Origin of the sequence: Kushneria phosphatilytica, from assembly GCF_008247605.1 — a bacterium.
GTDB classification, from domain to species: domain Bacteria; phylum Pseudomonadota; class Gammaproteobacteria; order Pseudomonadales; family Halomonadaceae; genus Kushneria; species Kushneria phosphatilytica.
In genome coordinates, this window is sequence record NZ_CP043420.1 from 2590290 (window position 1) to 2604412 (window position 14123).

Annotated in this window: 12 protein-coding genes; 6 read left to right on the plus strand and 6 right to left on the minus strand. The window is 60.1% G+C overall.

Going from position 1 to position 14123, the window contains the following annotated elements:
• The first annotated feature begins 24 nt into the window (after positions 1-24).
• The 3 genes from FY550_RS11955 to FY550_RS11965 all read left to right on the plus strand — a co-directional run bounded on the left by FY550_RS11955 (position 25) and on the right by FY550_RS11965 (position 2570).
• Positions 25-273: a GlsB/YeaQ/YmgE family stress response membrane protein gene (locus tag FY550_RS11955; protein WP_070979401.1), complete on the plus strand. Its 249-nt coding sequence runs from the start codon at positions 25-27 to the stop codon at positions 271-273.
• 271 nt (positions 274-544) lie between these two features.
• Positions 545-1489 carry an ABC transporter substrate-binding protein gene (locus FY550_RS11960; RefSeq protein WP_070979404.1) on the plus strand — a complete coding sequence of 315 codons (945 nt, stop codon included), beginning with the start codon at positions 545-547 and terminating at the stop codon, positions 1487-1489.
• A gap of 94 nt (positions 1490-1583) precedes the next feature.
• Positions 1584-2570, plus strand: a complete 987-nt coding sequence (locus FY550_RS11965) for a GlxA family transcriptional regulator (protein ID WP_070979406.1) — start codon at positions 1584-1586, stop codon at positions 2568-2570.
• Between the two features lie 24 nt (positions 2571-2594).
• Here FY550_RS11965 and FY550_RS11970 read toward each other — a convergent pair whose 3' ends face one another.
• From FY550_RS11970 to FY550_RS11980, 3 genes are read right to left on the minus strand one after another with little or no spacing between them, the layout of a single operon-like run.
• Positions 2595-3056 (minus strand): thioesterase family protein, encoded by a 462-nt coding sequence (locus FY550_RS11970; RefSeq protein WP_070979408.1) that lies wholly within the window; start codon positions 3054-3056, stop codon positions 2595-2597.
• Positions 3056-4033 carry an L-carnitine dehydrogenase gene (locus FY550_RS11975; RefSeq protein WP_456073124.1) on the minus strand — a complete coding sequence of 326 codons (978 nt, stop codon included), beginning with the start codon at positions 4031-4033 and terminating at the stop codon, positions 3056-3058. Before FY550_RS11975 ends, FY550_RS11970 begins: the two co-directional genes overlap by 1 nt.
• Positions 4030-4938, minus strand: a complete 909-nt coding sequence (locus tag FY550_RS11980; RefSeq protein WP_149054551.1) for a BKACE family enzyme — start codon at positions 4936-4938, stop codon at positions 4030-4032. The genes FY550_RS11975 and FY550_RS11980 overlap by 4 nt, the downstream gene beginning before the upstream one ends.
• A 264-nt stretch (positions 4939-5202) precedes the next feature.
• Here FY550_RS11980 and fusA point away from each other — a divergent pair, with 264 nt between their 5' ends.
• The gene (gene fusA / locus FY550_RS11985; RefSeq protein WP_070979412.1) at positions 5203-7308 is read left to right on the plus strand and encodes an elongation factor G; all 2106 of its coding nucleotides are present in this window, start codon (positions 5203-5205) and stop codon (positions 7306-7308) included.
• Between the two features lie 82 nt (positions 7309-7390).
• On the opposite strand, the gene FY550_RS11990 is transcribed toward fusA, so the two are convergent.
• A complete protein-coding gene (locus FY550_RS11990; RefSeq protein WP_070979414.1) occupies positions 7391-8389 on the minus strand; it encodes a TerC/Alx family metal homeostasis membrane protein in 999 nt (332 codons plus the stop codon).
• A 154-nt stretch (positions 8390-8543) separates the two neighbouring features.
• Between FY550_RS11990 and FY550_RS11995 the strand changes: the two genes are divergently transcribed.
• The gene (locus FY550_RS11995; RefSeq protein ID WP_139148717.1) at positions 8544-8792 is read left to right on the plus strand and encodes a hypothetical protein; all 249 of its coding nucleotides are present in this window, start codon (positions 8544-8546) and stop codon (positions 8790-8792) included.
• A complete protein-coding gene (locus FY550_RS12000) occupies positions 8785-10530 on the plus strand; it encodes a sugar phosphorylase (protein WP_149054552.1) in 1746 nt (581 codons plus the stop codon). Before FY550_RS11995 ends, FY550_RS12000 begins: the two co-directional genes overlap by 8 nt.
• Before the next feature lie 393 nt (positions 10531-10923).
• On the opposite strand, the gene FY550_RS12005 is transcribed toward FY550_RS12000, so the two are convergent.
• Together FY550_RS12005 and FY550_RS12010 are read right to left on the minus strand one after the other, a co-directional pair.
• The gene (locus FY550_RS12005) at positions 10924-12144 is read right to left on the minus strand and encodes a glycosyltransferase family protein (protein ID WP_070979418.1); all 1221 of its coding nucleotides are present in this window, start codon (positions 12142-12144) and stop codon (positions 10924-10926) included.
• A gap of 713 nt (positions 12145-12857) precedes the next feature.
• Positions 12858-13679, minus strand: coding sequence for an HAD-IIB family hydrolase (locus tag FY550_RS12010; protein WP_070979437.1), 822 nt, complete (start codon positions 13677-13679; stop codon positions 12858-12860).
• Positions 13680-14123 lie beyond the last annotated feature (444 nt).

Consider the following 14123-nt stretch of genomic DNA (forward strand, 5'->3'; position numbering starts at 1 on the left):
AAACGTCCGATCATGGAGGATTAAATGGGTATCATTGCATGGATCATCTTCGGACTGATTGCCGGCGCCGTTGCCAAGTTTCTGATGCCCGGCAAGGATCCGGGCGGCATCATCGTGACCATCATCATCGGTATTGTCGGGGCCCTGCTCGGTGGCTGGATCGGCACGGCACTGGGCTTTGGCGGGGTGTCGGGATTCAATTTCGGCAGCCTCATCATCGCCATTCTCGGCGCCATCATTCTACTCATCCTCTATCGGGTGGTGCGGCGCTGACCCCTCGGTCCGCCCCCCTTTTTACCCGGCAGCACCACTGCCGGGTTTTTTAATGCCTGAAAGCCTCCATCGAATAACGATGATTTCTCTGAATGCTCACCTTTTATGACATTCCATCATTGTTGAGACACATAATGTCGCCTCAGGTCACGAAAGGGTCGCCTGGTGCCAATTTGGCGCTTCACAATCACGCAAGCTGAATGGGTTTCGGGCGGAAGATACGCAGGGCTACCGCCGCCTTTCGATAACAAGGAAAGAACAGGGGATTTCCATGAAGCACTCTCGCCAGCTGCTGCATGCGGCCACACTGACCGGCCTGCTCGCCGGCTCACTACTGTCACTGCCTGCCCAGGCCGATCTTGACCAGGTGCGTTTTGGTGTACCCCCCTGGCCGGGTGTGACCGTCAAGACTGAAGTCGCCAGTCAGTTGCTGAGTGAGCTGGGCTATCAACCACAGTCACAGGAGCTCGCGGTCAGCGTGGTGATCAATGGCCTGGCCACCCACAATCTGGATGCCTATCTGGCCGGCTGGTATCCCACCGAGAAGCCGCTGATCGAGCCGCTCGCCGAACAGGGCAAGCTCGACAAGGTGGTCGCCAACGTCAGCGATGCGGTCAATGGTCTCGCCGTGCCGGACTACGTCTGGAATGCGGGAGTCCACAAGATCAGCGATCTCGACAAGCATGCCGATCAGTTCAACTCGACCATCTACGGTATCGAAGCCGGCGCCTCGATGAGCGAGATAATCGACAACAAGATCAAGGCCGATTACGAAGGTCTGGGAGACTGGACCCAGAAGAACAGCAGCACCGCGGCAATGCTGGCGCAGGTCGGTCAGGAGATTCAGAACAAGCAGTGGGTGGTCTTCAATGCCTGGAAGCCGCACTGGATGAACCTGAGCTACAACCTGCACTATCTCACCGATGACCAGCCCGACTCCCCCATTGCCAGCGTCCAATCGACGGTCTGGACCGTGGTCCCGTCAAGCCTGAAGCAGGACGATCCCAACCTGTATCGGTTCTTCAAACAGTTCGTGGTCGACAGCCGCATTCAGAGCAAGTGGATCTACGACTACAGCCATGAAAAGAACGATCCCGAACAGGTGGCGCATGACTGGATCGCCGCCAACCTGGATACCGTTCAGGGCTGGCTTGAAGGGGTGAAAACGAAGGATGGTCGAGACGCCTTCGAGGCAGTCAGGGCCGACTTCCACTAAGCTTTGGCTGGACGTCCTTCACAGCGAACGACATGATGCAGGGGCACCCTTTGGGGTGCCCCTGCTTTCGCAGCCAAATTGAGCCGGCAACCTCATGCGACTCGACTATCATGGTCCCGAACCGGAACCGATCGGCTATCTGCTGATCGATCAGTTCTCGATGATGGCCTTCTTCTCGGCCACCGAGCCCCTGCGTATTGCCAATCGAATCGCTGGCCGGGAGCTGTTTCGCTGGCTGCTGATCAGCGAGGATGGAGAAGCCGTCACGGCTTCCAATGGCATGCGGCTGATGGTCGATCATGCCATCGGTGAATTCCACCATCTCCCCAGTCTGTCGATCTGCAGCGGCTTCGGCGCGGCTCGCGGCAGCCACCGGGCGCTGCTGGCCTGGCTGCATCGTCTCGATCAGAGCGGCTGTGCACTGGGAGGCATCGACACCGGCTGTTTTCTGCTCGCTGAAGCCGGCCTGCTGGCCAATGAGCAGGTCACGCTGCACTGGGAGAGTCTACCGGCTTTCCGTGAACGCTTCCCTGACGTGGATACCACGGAAGCCCTGTTCAAGATCGGCAGTCGACGCTTCTCCTGTGCCGGCGGTACGGCCGCCATGGACATGACGCTGGAGATGATTGCTCATCGTCACGGCGACGGTCTGGCGCATGCCGTTGCCGAGCAGTTGATTCACGCCCGCATGCGCTCACGCGATGACCATCAGCGTCAGTCACCGGCGCGACGCCTCAATGTCCATCATCGACCGCTGCTGAAAGCCATCGCCATGATGGAGACCCATCTGGAGACGCCGCTGGCACTGGGAGAGCTGGCCGAACAGGTGGGGCTTTCGGCGCGTCAGCTGCAACGGCTGTTTGCCCACCAGCTCGATAGCACGCCAGCTCAGTGGTATCTGACATTGAGACTGGCGCGTGCCCGCACCCTGCTACAGGATACCGACATGACCGTGATTGCGGTCGCCCTGAGCTGTGGATTCAGCTCAAGCTCCAGCTTCTCCCGCGCCTATCGGCGCCATTTTGGGCACCCCCCTCGCGGTGAGCGCTCACCCCGCGATACGCAGCAGCCTCTGCTCTGAAGCGAGCCGAATGTACGATGGCGCTCAGCGCCGGCGAATACCGATCTGCCGGCCGGCCTGATCCGGCCATTGCGCTGTATCGGTACACTCGAATGCCGCAAGTGTGACTGACACGCTCTCCGGTAGCGCTGTCGGTCGGCCGCTGTCAATGCCCATGGCCATCAGCATCTGTTCGCTGGTGGCCAGCAGCTGGCCCTGCTCATCCAGCAAGCGGAAGAATACATGCAACCGCTTGCTGTCCCGATCCAGCAGCGTCAACTCAACCGAGAGGCGCTGCCCCTCATGCGCCTCGGCGAGATAGCTCAGGTGTGTTTCCAGGGTATAAACCGTCATGCCGCTGGCGCGACGCCCGGCGTCGTCCAGACCGATATGATCAAGCAGCGCCTCGACGGCCAGCGAGAACACACGGGCATATTCAGCATCGTTCATGTGACCGTTGTAATCCACCCACTCCGGTAACACCCGGGTCGTCATCAGTGCATTCATCAGATACGCCCCTCCAGGCCTTCGGCCTCCGGCCAGTAGCGTTCGACCACTTCCAAAAGCTCGGTCAGGAAGGCATCGCGACGCGACTCAAGCTCGGTAATCGAACGGCCGGCCGCCTGGTGCTCACTGCCCTCGACCACACGATCAATCAGGTCATCGGTCAGTTCCGGCGCTTCGAGCTTCGTCCAGGGCAGTTTCAGCGCCGGGCCGAACTGCTCGAGCATGTGACGCATGCCCTCTTCACCGCCGGCAAGATGAAAGGTCAGGAAAGTGCCCATCAGCGACCAGCGCAGCCCGGCGCCATACACCACCGCCGCATCGATCTCCTCGGTGGTGGCGACACCGTCGTTGACCAGATGCAGCGCTTCGCGCCAGAGTGCTTCCATCAACCGATCGGCAATATGCCCCTCGATCTCGCGACGCACCACCAGCGGGCGCATGCCGAGCTGACGATACGCCTGCTGCCCCTGCTCGAGCAGCGCCGGTGTTGTCGCCTCACCGCCGACCAGCTCAACCAGCGGCAACAGATAGACCGGGTTGAAGGGATGAGCCACGATCACACGGCCCGGCGCTTTGGCACATTTGGCCTGCAACTCGGTCGGTTTGATGCCCGAGGTGGAAGAGCCAATGATGACATGCGCCGGCGCCAGGGCATCGAGCTGTGCCAGCACGCCCTGCTTCAGCTCGGTACGCTCGGGTGCGTTCTCCTGGATCAGATCGGCACCTTCGACGGCGGTCGCCGGATCAGTCGTGAAGCGCCAGCGATCCGACCGTGCGCCCGGAGCCAGCCCCCGTTTTTCGAGCGACGGCCAGGCCGTCTCGATGGCAGTTTTCAATCGAGCCTCGGCCGCCGGGTCAGGATCACAGGCAATGACATCACAACCGCTGGCGAGTGCCCGGGCAGCCCAGCCGTTGCCGATGACCCCGCAACCGATGATGGCTACCGTGCGCACGTCCTGCTTCGTCATATCGGTCATGATTGGCCTCCCGGGGTACGCAGATTGAGCTGTTCGCGGGTCTCGGCCGGTGACATCACCCGTGCGCCCAGCGAGTCGACGATGCCCACGGCTTTCTCCACCAGGCCAGCGTTATCGGCCTTCACGCCTTTCGACAGATAGAGGTTATCTTCCAGACCGACGCGCACGTGCCCCCCCAGCAGGACGGCCTGAGCGACCATCGGCATCTGCATCCGGCCAATGCCGAATGCGGCCCACTGTGCATTGGCAGGCAATCGATCGCGCATGGTCAGCATCGTCTGGGTGTCCGCTTCCGCGCCCCAGGGGATACCGAGACAGAGCTGGAACAGCGGATCGCCTTCGATCAGCCCTTCCTCGATCAATTGCCGGGCAAACCAGACATGGCCCAGATCGAAGCACTCCAGTTCCGGTTTCACGCCGGCGTCACGTACCAGCCGGGCATGTTCGCGCAGCCAGTCGGCACTGTTGAGATAGACCATGTCGCCAAAGTTGAGACTGCCGCAATCCAGCGTGCAGATCTCCGGCAACAGTTCGCCAATCGGCGCATGACGCTCCGATGGCGTTTGCAGATCAGAGCCGGCAGCGGCGCGAATCTGGCGCTCCTCACCTTCGGTGCCGATGAGCTCCGGAAACAGATCACCGCCACCACCCGCAGTGAAGTTGAGTACCACATCGGTGTCCGAGTCGCGTACCCGGTCGATGATCTCGCGGAAATATTCGGTTTTATGACTATGCGCGGCGGTTTCAGGGTCGCGTACGTGAACGTGTGCGATCGACGCACCGGCCTTCGCAGCGGCGATCGCCGATTCGGCAATCGCCTGTGGCGTGACCGGCACATTGGCGTTCTTCGCGGTGGTCTCCCCCGCGCCAGTGACCGCACAGGTAAGAATGACATTGCGATTCATGGCAGAGCTCCTCGCTGAACAATACCTGTATTGTCGCGGGCGCCACGGTCGGCAGTTTGACGCCGGACGCCAGAACATTGACGCCAGACGACATATCATTGCGTCAGCCGCCATCCGCCAACGGTCACAAACACTCCTCGCAAACTCCGCAGGAGTGGTTTACAACCAGCAGAACACTCCTGTTTATCAGGTTCAGCGCGGTTTTCGTTTTTTCGATTGCGGCGTGCCATGGCGACGCCGTCAATCGCACGGAGGAACGTTGGCATGGCCCGCACCACCCCTATCGAGCGGTATCGCAATATCGGCATTGTCGCTCATGTCGATGCCGGCAAGACCACGACCACCGAGCGCATCCTGTTCTACTCGGGCGTCAACCACCGGATGGGCGAGGTCCATGAGGGGGCGGCAACCATGGACTGGATGGTGCAGGAACAGGAGCGCGGCATCACCATTACCTCGGCCGCCACCACGGCCTTCTGGGCTGGTTCGAACCAGCAGTATGCCCGCCACCGCATCAACATCATCGATACGCCGGGGCATGTCGATTTCACCATCGAGGTCGAGCGCTCGCTGCGCGTGCTCGATGGCGCGGTCGTCGTCTTCAGCGCCGTCGACGGTGTCGAGCCGCAATCGGAAACGGTATGGCGTCAGGCCAACCGCTATCACGTTCCGCGTATCGCCTACGTCAACAAGATGGATCGCGCCGGTGCCGATCTGCTGCGCGTGGTGGAACAGATCCGGACCCGGCTCGGGCATACCCCCGCGCTCCTGCAACTGGCGATCGGAGCAGAAGATCAGTTTGCCGGTCAGATCGATCTGCCGAGCATGACGGCACGCTACTGGCACGATGACGATCTGGGCCTGCATTACCGTGAAGCGCCCATCCCCGATGAGCTGCTCCCTGAAGCACAGCAGTGGCGTGAACGGCTGGTCGAGATGGCTGCGGAAGCCAGCGACACCCTGATGGACCGCTACTTCGAGACAGGCACACTCAGCGAAGCGGACATTCGCGCCGGCCTGAGAGCGCGCACGCTGGCCGGCGAGATCGTGCCCATTGTGTGTGGCTCGTCATTTCGCAATCGGGGTGTGCCGCTGGTACTGGATGCCGTGATCGATTATCTGCCTGCGCCCAACGAGGTGCCAGCGATTCGGGGCGTTCGACCCGGCAGCGAAGCCCAGCCGGAGGAACGTCATGCCGACGACAGTGCCCCCTTCGCCGCCCTGGCCTTCAAGATTGCCAGCGACCCCTTTGTCGGTACCCTGACCTTTATCCGGGTCTATTCGGGGGTGCTCGGTTCCGGCGACGCCGTGCTCAATGCCGGACACGATCGCCGTGAGCGAGTCGGTCGGATGGTACAGCTGCATGCCAACAGCCGCGCTGAAATCAATGAAGTGCGAGCCGGTGACATTGCCGCCCTGATCGGGATGAAGGCCGTCACCACCGGCGATACCCTTTGCGCCCTCGATCATCCGATCGTGCTCGAACGCATGGAATTCCCCGAGCCGGTCATTTCAGTGGCCATCGAGCCGAAGACCCGGGCCGATCACGAGAAAATGGGCGTCGCACTCTCGCGTCTGGCGCAGGAAGATCCCTCCTTTCGCGTCCGCGTCGATGCAGAGTCCGATCAGACCATTATCTCCGGCATGGGCGAACTGCATCTGGATATTCTCATCGATCGGCTGCGTCGCGAATTCGGCGTCGAAGCCAATACCGGCAAGCCTCAGGTGGCTTACCGCGAGGCCATTCGCAACACCTGCGAACTCGAAGGCCGCTTCGTGCGTCAGTCCGGCGGACGCGGGCAGTTCGGCCACTGCTGGATCCGTTTCGAGCCCGCTGAAGAAGGCAAGGAGGGTCTGGAGTTCATCAGCGAAGTGGTGGGAGGCGCCATCCCGAAGGAGTATCTGCCGGCCATCCGCCGGGGCATCGAAGAACAGATGGCCAATGGCGTGCTTGCCGGCTATCCCCTGCTGGGGCTGAAAGCCACGGTATTCGACGGCTCCTGGCATGACGTTGACTCCAGCGAAACTGCCTTTCGCATCGCCGCCGCCATGGCCACACGCCAACTGGCCGACAAGGGTGATGCCGTACTGCTCGAGCCGATCATGCGGGTTGATGTGGTAACGCCTGAAGAGTACATGGGCGACATCATCGGCGATCTCAATCGTCGCCGGGGCATCATCCATGCCATGGAAGACTCCCCTGCCGGCCGGGTCATTCACGCTGAAGTGCCGCTGGGCGAGATGTTCGGCTACGCCACCCAGGTCCGTTCGATGTCTCAGGGGCGCGCCAGCTACTCGATGGAACCGGCGCGCTACAGTGAGGTGCCAGCCGCCACGGCTCGCGCAATCATCGCCCGAACACGGGGCTGATCAGGCGGGCTTTTCCCGGCACATACCACAAGGCCCACGCCAGTGGCGTGGGCCTTGTTCGGAGACGCAGGCCTCATGGCCTTCAGTGTTCGGAGGCCTGCTGCGTGCGGCGGCTTTTGAGCAGACTGGCGACGGTCGTCACGAACAGCACGCCGATGATGACCGACAGCGACAGCACAGTGGAAATATGCGGCACCCAGGCGATATGTTCCCCGCCGTTGAGAAACGGCAGGGTGTTTTCCGACATCGCATGGAAGATCAGCTTGACGCCGATGAAGGCCAGTACCACCGATAGCCCGATCCCCAGATACACCAGCCGATCCAGCAGCCCGCCCAGCAGGAAGTAAAGCTGCAGCAGACCCAGTAGCGCGAAGGCGTTGGTGGTAAAAACGATATAGGGTTCCTGGGTCAGCCCGTAGATGGCCGGAATGGAATCCAGCGCAAACAGCAGATCGGTCACGCCCAGCGCAATGATCACGATCAGCATGGGGGTTACCACACGCTTGCCATTTTCGATCGCGAGCAGCTTCTGGCTGTGGAACTGTTCGGTGGCCGGCAGATGGCGTTGGGCAAACTTCACCAGCGCGTTGGGCTCGTATTCCTCATCGCTCTGCTGGCCATGCGACATGCTCTCGATGGCCAGTTTGACCGCGGTATAGAGCAGGAAAACCCCGAAAATATAGAACACCCAGCTGAACTGGTTGATCGCCGCGGCGCCCACCGCGATGAAGATGCCGCGCATGATCAGTGCCATGAGAATACCGATCAGCAGTGCCTTCTGCTGAAATTCCCGCGGCACGGCGAACTTCGCCATGATGATCACGAACACGAACAGATTATCGACGGAGAGGCTCTTCTCGGTAATAAAGCCGGCGAAGAACTCGACGCCATGCTGATGCCCCCAGACCCACCAGAGGCCGGCGCCGAACAGACAGGCCAGCGCGACATAGAAGATCGACCAGAGCGCTGCCTCTTTCATCGAGGGCGCATGGGGCTGGCGCACGTGGGCGAAGAAATCAAAGACAAACAGCGCTGCAATGGCGGCAATGGTCGCCGCCCAGATCCACAGGGGGACATGCATGAGACAGACTCCGGTTCGTTGCGAGTAACCGGAGGTCTCTTCCATCACGCACTGCCTGCGTGACCCACAGCACCGGATGCGGACAAAGCCGAACCGTGATGACGATGCTGTCGCCGACGATACCGGGCGGTATCACCGGGGAATACTCCCCTCCATGACCACCGCGCAAGTCTCCATGAAAGCGCCACCGGGTGCAATCACTCATGCCATCCGATTCAGAGGTTTAAGGTGGATCACAGACAGCAAACCGGCGGGGCATCGCACCGAGGCGATCGATATAAAAGCCGGATCGGCAGGTGACATCACCCCGGGGGCTGGCCAGGATAGTAAAGGCATGGTCGTGGGTCTCACCGTCATGACCACAGCCGGTAAAAACACAACAAAAGGAATGCTCGATGTCTGATGCCACTGCCACGGTTACCCCGCTTTCCGAAGCCGAATTCATCGAACGGGCGCAGTGCGAGCTGGCCTTCGTTTACGGGGAGCGCAGCGAGGAGATTCTCAGACGTCTGCGCCAGCTTGTAAGCCGCCGGGAAGAAGAGATCGACTCACCGGCAAGACCGCTATGGACCGAACGCAGTCAGCTATTGATCACCTATGGCGACAGTATCCTCGAGGAGCGTGACACCCTGCCGCTGGCTGCACTGGAGCGGTTTTTACAGGAGCGTCTACCGAACACCTTCAGCGCGGTGCACATTCTGCCCTTCTTTCCGTGGAGCTCGGATGATGGCTTTGCCGTGATTCACTACGGCGAGGTTGATCCCAAACTGGGGGACTGGCCGCAGATCCGACGCGTGGCAGAAGGCCATAACCTGATGGTGGACCTGGTCATCAACCATGTCTCCCGCGAATCGCTGTGGTTTGCCGACTATATTGCCGGCTCGCGCCCCGGCCGCGACTACTTCATCGAGCTGGACCCGAATACCGATGTCTCCGGGGTTACTCGCCCTCGCAATACGCCGCTGCTGGTCCCGGTCTCGACCCGGCGCGGCACCCGCCATGTGTGGGCGACCTTCTCCGAGGATCAGATCGATCTCAACTACGCCAACCCGGACGTGTTGATCGAGATGGTCGGGGTAATGCTGCACTATCTCGGCCAGGGCGCCCGGTTGATCCGGCTCGATGCCATCGCCTATCTCTGGAAGGAGCTCGGCACACGCTGCATCCATCTGCCTCAGACCCATGCCATCGTGCGACTGCTGCGCGCCATCATGGAGTATGTGGCCCCGGGCGCCCTGCTGATCACCGAGACCAATGTCCCTCATCACGAAAATCTGAGCTACTTCGGCGAGGGTGATGAAGCGCATGTCATCTATCAGTTCACCCTGCCACCACTGCTGTTGCACACGCTCACCTCGGGCAACGCCGAAACGCTGACCGAATGGGCCGCCACCCTGCCCCCATTGTCCCCCGGCTGCACCTATCTCAACTTTACCGCCAGCCATGATGGCGTTGGCGTACGAGCGCTGGAGGGGCTGCTGCCCGATCACGAAATCGGCGCCCTGCTGGAGCTGATGCAACGCTTCGGTGGGTTTGTCAGCATGAAAACCGACCCGGATGGCAACGACTCTCCCTATGAGATCAACATCTCCTGGTTCGACGCGCTCAAGGGCACCCGACGCGGGGCCGATCCCTGGCAGATCGCCCGCTTCATCTGCTCGCAGACCATCATGCTGGGGCTGCAGGGGATCCCGGCGGTCTACATCCACAGCCTGCTGGCAACGCTCAACGATCATGAAGGCGTGACTCGCACCGGCCACTTGCGCGCCATCAACCGCAAGCGCTGGCAGCGTGCCCCTCTGGAGCAACTGCTGGAAGCCTACAGCACACCGACTCGCATCGTCTTCGATGCGCTGATCGAACGGCTGCGGATACGCCGCGAGGAATCCTGCTTCCATCCGGACGCGCCACAGAAAGTGCTCGACCTGGGACCGCAGTTCTTCGCTTTCATTCGCGGCCCGCTCTCTGACGGACGACGCCTGCTGGCACTGCATAACGTCACCGACCAGCCACAGTCGGTACACCTGCCGGAAGCTTTTGGTCAGGAACAGTGGCGCGACATCATCGGCAATACATCGCTGGATGCGGACACGGTCGTGCTGGCGCCCTACCGCAGCGCCTGGCTGGTCAATGATGGGTAATTACCCATTCTGACGCCGCAGGGAGGACGCCCTCCAACCCGTAGGCGCGATGGATCAGTCCCGCCACGCGAACCGAACAGGCCTCCCGTAGGAGTGACTTCAGTCACGATGGTGTTTCGCGGCTGAAGCCGCTCCTACAACACCTGTTGATCTACCAAACACAGAGAGAACTCATTCGCCATCGATCAACTCCCGCCACTCGAACCAAACAGGCCTCCCGTAGGAGCGACTTCAGTCGCGATGGTTTTCCGCGGCTGAAGCCGCTCCTACAACACCTGTTGGTTGACCGAACGCGGAGAGAAACTCATCCGCCATCAATCAGCTCCGGCCACGCGAACCAAACAGGCACTCCCGTAGGAGCGACTTCAGTCGCGATGATGTTCCGATAAGCGCTCAGACTTCGCCCCGGTTATCCGCCTCGACCGCGTCGTACATGCGCTCGAGCATATCCGGGAATGCCGACTGTACCCGCCCCCAGCTGGGAATGAAGGGCTTGTCGCGTGGGCTTTCAAGAAAGGTTGTGCCCGCTTCCATGATGGTCTGGGCGAACAGCTCGACCGCCTGCTCTTCACTGTGCCGATCAACGACCAGCCCATTCATCATGGCATCGTGGTAGTAGTTTTCGATCATATCGAGCGCAGTGCGGTAGTAGGTCGCCTTGAGGGTTCTGAAGCTCTCCTCGGAGAGCGTGACGCCCAGTGTTGCCAGTTTGCGGTAGAGCGCCTTGGCGATATCCAGACTCATGCGGTAGAGCCCATTGGTCGCATCGTCCGGCGACAGCGGCTGATGCTTGTGATCGTAATGATCAGCGATATCCACCTGGCAGAGCTGCTTGAAGGAGTGGTTGCGATACACCTCCGAAAGTACGCCGATTTCCAGCCCCCAGTCGCTGGGAATGCGAATGCCACCCAGCACATCGGTACGCATCGCAAACTCGCCGGAGAGCGGGTAGCGGTAGCTGTCGAGATAGTTGAGATACTCCAGCGGCCCGCAGATTTTCTTCAGCGCCCGCAGCATCGGCGTCACCATCAGCCGGCCAACCCTGCCGTTGAGCTTGCCGTCGGCAATCCGCGCGTAATAGCCCTTGCAGAACTGATAACTGAAATGAGGGTTGGCCACCGGATAAAGCAGCCGGGCCAGCAGGGTCCGGTTATAGGTGGTGATATCACAGTCATGCAGCGCCACCGCCTCGGTGCGCCCGGACGCCAGTACGTAGCCCGAGCAGAACCAGACATTGCGCCCTTTGCCCGCCTCCTGAGGGGCCAGCTCCTCGGCAGCCAGCTCGGCATCGAGCGCCTGTAGGCGCGGGCCATCATTCCAGAGGATGCGATGGCGCTGCGGCAGTCGGGAGAAAAAATCACGTGCTCGAAGAAACTGATCGCGATCCGCCCGATCCAGGCCGATCACCACTTCCGAGAGATAATCGACCTGCGAGATCTGGTCGATGATTTTCGTCAGCGCCGGACCTTCCAGCTCGGAATACAGTGACGGCAGTATCAGTCCCATCGGACGACGCTGACTGAAGCGCTTGAGATCCTGTTCCAGTGCCTCACAGGATCGGTCGGTCAGATTGTGAAAGTTGGTAATAACGCCATTCTGGTAGAAATCGCTCATACCTGCCCTCCCTGAGCGGCCTGCAAAGCCCCGAAGGCGCTTTAACAGGCACCGGGTTGGGATGATGACTCGCTCATCCCGGGATTTGTCGCCTTTGTTGTTGTCTTGCAACCTTCAGGGCAACCCTACACGCCTAGGCCTGCCGCCAAATCCGATCAACGAGGATCGGCCAGGACAATTCCCGCAGGCCCCTGGACCTTTGTAGGGTTTATGCCGCCGAACGGCAAGCAGGAATCACACACCAGGCAGTAGTCGAACCCGTTAAAAACGTCCGGAAGTAGGTATGGGTGCGATCAGGGAGGGAAAAGCAATCGCGGCTGAAGCCGCGCCTACGCCTGATAATCCAACGGGTTTGGTAGGAGCGACTTCAGTCGCGATAGGGTCGACACTCAACAGGTCGTTTGGAAAACAGCAAGCTTCCCTGTTAAGTGCAAATGCTGATGCGATTATCTTTTCGCGGCTGAAACCGCGCCTACACCTGGCAATCCAACGGGTTTTGTAGGAGCGACTTCAGTCGCGATAGGTTTGAAACCCAACAGGTCAGCCGGCAAGCAGCAAGCTTCCCTGTAAGTACAAATGCTGATGCGATTATCTTTTCGCGGCTGAAGCCGCGCCTACACCTGGCAATCCAACGGGTTTTGTAGGAGCGACTTCAGTCGCGATAGTTTGAAACCCAACAGGTCACCCGGAAAACAGTGAACGTTACTACCTGCTCAACTAGCACTGATCCAGTGCTCCAGCCCCTCGACCCACCCGTGTGGGCCATGCTCATGGGTACGATAGGTCCGCGCCTCGTCACGCACCTCAATGGGCTGATCATGCTTGCCGCGAATGATGACGGCTGCATCGACTGTATCGAACATGGAAACATCATTGGGGCCATCGCCCAGCGCAATACTGGACACGCTGGTTCCCAGGCGCTGCTCAAGGCGACTGATCAGCCAGCCACAGGCACGACCCTTGCTACAGGTTTCACCCATGACGTGATGAAAGCGGCCACCGCGGGTCAGCTCCAGCCCCGCCCCAATCAGTTCGAGTCGGAAGTGGTCCAGGGCAGTCTCACTATCCCGCCAGATCAGCGGTTCAGAGGCTTCACGCTGGCATGCTCGCCGGGCGCTCGGCTCATCAAGCCCCGTCAGCGTCATTACTTCCTGATGGGTCATGTCGGCAAACCCGCGAAAGCGCAGTGACTCTGTCTCCCGGATCGCTTCCAGTACTGTCAGGATACGAGAGCGTGAGGCGCCCAGCACCACACGGGCCCAGCCGTCTACATCGACATCTTCATTGATGACCCAACTCTCGGGGAGATAGACACACCCACCGTTTTCCGTCACGAAAGGCGCATCCAACCCCAGCTCATGATAAAGCGGCAACACTTCAGCCGCCGTCTTGCTGGTATTGAGAATGACCGGTACGTCAGCCGCCTTCAGGCGTGCCAGCCATTCAATGGCCGGGGAATGGTCATAGGTGTCGTGATCAAGTAGCGACCCATCAAGGTCGGTAAAGATCAGCAGCGGCTGGGCGAGCGAGAACATGCCGAAAGATCCTGATAAAGAGGAACACTTAATATTATTTTTATCGGCCAGCCTCTGAAAAACCATAGGTAAAAACTGTTAATCAGACACAAAAAAGGATGAAATAAGGTTCACCTAATTTAAATAATCATTCAACTCCCCGGCCAATAGCACTTCACTTGAAGCACCACCGGTATCCGGTCATCCAGGCCTGCCATTTTCTCTCGGCGCCAGCGCGCCGGGAGAGATTCAGCTCGCCATGACGAGGCCTGATAAACCTGCCAGCCGCGGGCCATCAGCCATGGCGAAACAGAAAACAGTTCACCCATTTCGGATGAACTGCCAAGAACGCTTACCCCGGCTGACACATGGATGGGGGCGAGGAATGATCGGAATCGTGATCGCCACCACTGGTAATAATGGCAACGCCACCGCCGATCAACAAATACACCAATATAGCGACTC

Coding starts and splice junctions, on each gene's coding strand:
- FY550_RS11955 (WP_070979401.1), top strand. CDS start 25: ATGGGTATCATTGCATGGATCATCTTCGGACTGATTGCCGGCGCCGTT.
- FY550_RS11960 (WP_070979404.1), top strand. CDS start 545: ATGAAGCACTCTCGCCAGCTGCTGCATGCGGCCACACTGACCGGCCTG.
- FY550_RS11965 (WP_070979406.1), top strand. CDS start 1,584: ATGCGACTCGACTATCATGGTCCCGAACCGGAACCGATCGGCTATCTG.
- FY550_RS11970 (WP_070979408.1), bottom strand. CDS start 3,056: ATGAATGCACTGATGACGACCCGGGTGTTACCGGAGTGGGTGGATTAC.
- FY550_RS11975 (WP_456073124.1), bottom strand. CDS start 4,033: ATGACCGATATGACGAAGCAGGACGTGCGCACGGTAGCCATCATCGGT.
- FY550_RS11980 (WP_149054551.1), bottom strand. CDS start 4,938: ATGAATCGCAATGTCATTCTTACCTGTGCGGTCACTGGCGCGGGGGAG.
- fusA (WP_070979412.1), top strand. CDS start 5,203: ATGGCCCGCACCACCCCTATCGAGCGGTATCGCAATATCGGCATTGTC.
- FY550_RS11990 (WP_070979414.1), bottom strand. CDS start 8,389: ATGCATGTCCCCCTGTGGATCTGGGCGGCGACCATTGCCGCCATTGCA.
- FY550_RS11995 (WP_139148717.1), top strand. CDS start 8,544: ATGACCACCGCGCAAGTCTCCATGAAAGCGCCACCGGGTGCAATCACT.
- FY550_RS12000 (WP_149054552.1), top strand. CDS start 8,785: ATGTCTGATGCCACTGCCACGGTTACCCCGCTTTCCGAAGCCGAATTC.
- FY550_RS12005 (WP_070979418.1), bottom strand. CDS start 12,144: ATGAGCGATTTCTACCAGAATGGCGTTATTACCAACTTTCACAATCTG.
- FY550_RS12010 (WP_070979437.1), bottom strand. CDS start 13,679: ATGTTCTCGCTCGCCCAGCCGCTGCTGATCTTTACCGACCTTGATGGG.